Here is a 1,882-nt window from a genome sequence, read left to right on the forward strand (position 1 = left end):
CCAACCTGTCAGGGCAGAACAGCTAGTCGGTCTTCTGGCGGGCGCGGTAGGCGGCGACGGTCGAGCGGCTGGCGCACGTGTTCGAGCAGTACCGGCGGCTGGCGTTGCGCGAGGTGTCCACGTAGACGTCGTCGCAGTTCTCCGCCGCGCACACCCCCAGCCGCTGCCAGCCGTGCTGCACGACCACCTGCGACAGCCCCATCGCCACCGTCGTCGTCAGCTGCTCGAGCGCGGGGGAGTCGGGGCGCGCGTAGTGCAGGTGCAGCTCGCCGTCGTGGTCGGTGGCGTAGGGGCGCGGCCGGGCCAGGGCCAGTAGTTCGTTGAGCCGATCCAGGACGTCGGGCTGCGTCTCGGCCAGCGCGACGGCGCGCACCAGCTCCGCGGTCGCCGCAGCCCGCTGCACCTCGCCGGCGGACAGCTCGAAGGACGTGCCGGGGGTGAACCACTCCTCGTGGGAGCTCAGGAACGCACCCGCCCACTGCGGGTCGTCGCGCTCGGCGTTGGCCAGTTCGATCGCCAACTCCACCGCTGTCGACCCGTAGGTGTCGTAATCCATATGACTCCCTACCGATCCGTGCTACCGTCGCTCCTCGGTAGGCGGTCAACGGCGATTGACCGCCTACTCATTCCTTCCCCCGCAGTTCGAAACGAGTTCTCCCGTGCGCGCTTACGTCTCCGTCTGGCGGCTTCCGTCGGCCCCTGCCCTGCTGCTCGCGGGGTTCGCCGGCCGATTGCCTTCCGCCATGGTGCCGCTGGCGCTGCTGCTCATGGTGCAGCAGGAGACGGGTTCCTACGCCATCGCCGGGCTGGCGGCGGCGCTGCTCGGCATCGCCATGGCCGTCATGGCGCCGGTGCTGGGCCGCTACGCCGACCGCCGCGGTCCCCGGCCGATCCTCTTCGCCCAGGCCGCCGCCTATCCGGTGCTGCTCGCGGTGCTCATCGCCGTCGTCGTCGGCGGTGCGCCCGCTGGTGCCGTCCTCGCCGCCTCCGCGGCGGCCGGCGCCGCGACCCCGCTGGTGTCCGGAACCGTCCGCGCGCTCTGGTCGCGGGTCGACCCGCGCGTGCGCAACACCGCCTACGCCCTCGACGCCACCGCCACCGAGCTGGTCTTCGTCGTCGGCCCCGCGCTGGTGGCCGCGCTCGCCGTGTTCACCTCCCCGGCGCTGGCGGTCGCCGTCGCCGGCACCCTCGCCGTCGTCGGGGCTCTCGGCGTCGCCACCGCCCGGGCCGCGCGCGACTACGTGCCGGTGGTCGGCGCGCGTGCGGGCGTCTTCTCCACCGTCCGCACGCCCGGGCTGCCGCGGGTCCTGCTCAGCGGCGCCGCCGTGATGCTGGGCTTCGGCGCGCTCGAGGTCGCCGTCCCGGCGTTCGCCGACCGCATGGGCGCCCCCGGCATGTCCGGGCTGCTGCTCGCCGTCTGGGCGCTGGGCTCGACCATCGGCGGGCTGTGGTTCGGCGCCCGCGTGCTGAGCATCTCGCTGCCGCGCCAGTACCGGCTGCTGCTGCTCGGCGTGACCATCGGGCTGGCGCCGCTCGCGTGGATTTCCAGCCCGTGGGCGATGGGCGTGCTGCTGTTCCTCGGCGGGACGGCGATCGCCCCCACGCTGACGGTGCAGAACACGCTGGTCGGCTCGCTGGCGCCCGTGCACGCGACCACCGAGGCGTTCACCTGGCTGTCCACGATCACCGTCGGCGCCTCCGCGATCGGTGCGGCCCTGGGCGGTGCGCTGATCGAGAGCCCGGCCGGGGTGCCGGGCAGCCTGCTGCTCGCCACGCTCGGCGCCGGTCTGGCCGTCGTCGTCACGCTGCTGCCGGGCCGTCGTCCGGCGCAGGCGGCCGAGCCGGTGCGCGAGTCCGTGCCCGCCTGACAGTGAGGATGTAG

The 1,882-nt window shown here is 73.9% G+C and carries 2 protein-coding genes; one reads left to right on the top strand and one right to left on the bottom strand.

Features of this window, described 5'->3' with window-relative positions; genetic code table 11:
• Positions 1-22: 22 nt before the first annotated feature.
• Positions 23-556 carry a CGNR zinc finger domain-containing protein gene (locus A6V29_RS05390; protein ID WP_137159355.1) on the bottom strand — a complete coding sequence of 178 codons (534 nt, stop codon included), beginning with the start codon at positions 554-556 and terminating at the stop codon, positions 23-25.
• 103 nt (positions 557-659) lie between these two features.
• Between A6V29_RS05390 and A6V29_RS05395 the strand changes: the two genes are divergently transcribed.
• Positions 660-1,868: an MFS transporter gene (locus tag A6V29_RS05395; RefSeq protein WP_137159356.1), complete on the top strand. Its 1,209-nt coding sequence runs from the start codon at positions 660-662 to the stop codon at positions 1,866-1,868.
• The last annotated feature ends 14 nt before the right edge of the window (positions 1,869-1,882 follow it).

Source organism: Blastococcus sp. CCUG 61487 (assembly GCF_005222955.1).
Classification (GTDB): domain Bacteria; phylum Actinomycetota; class Actinomycetes; order Mycobacteriales; family Geodermatophilaceae; genus Blastococcus.

What these genes read in the sequence shown, in the direction of transcription:
- A6V29_RS05390 (WP_137159355.1), bottom strand. Translation starts at nt 556, where the DNA reads ATGGATTACGACACCTACGGGTCGACAGCGGTGGAGTTGGCGATCGAA.